This is a genomic window from Halioglobus sp. HI00S01 (genome assembly GCF_001635445.1).
Classification (GTDB): domain Bacteria; phylum Pseudomonadota; class Gammaproteobacteria; order Pseudomonadales; family Halieaceae; genus Halioglobus; species Halioglobus japonicus.
This window is the reverse complement of the sequence record NZ_LWEE01000019.1, coordinates 1-220: the sequence shown is the minus strand read 5'-3', so window position 1 is coordinate 220 and position 220 is coordinate 1. Positions and strand designations below refer to the sequence as shown.

1 pseudogene is annotated in these 220 nt (G+C 58.2%); it reads left to right on the top strand.

Features of this window, described 5'->3' with window-relative positions:
- A pseudogene (locus A3709_RS23570) lies at nucleotides 1-220 on the top strand (YggW family oxidoreductase); the annotation flags it as partial.

The window sequence follows — 220 nt, the reverse complement described above, 5'->3', positions numbered from 1 at the left end:
ACGGCTCAAAGCACTGGGCCGTATTCACGATCGCAATCAGGCACTGGCCGCGATTGCCGCCGTCACTGAGGCCGGGTTCGACAATTTCAATATTGATCTGATGCACGGCCTTCCGGGACAGGATGAAGCGGGCGCCTCCAGCGATCTCACCACGGCACTGGGTTTCAATCCGCCCCACCTTTCGTGGTATCAACTGACCATCGAGCCCAACACGGTGTTT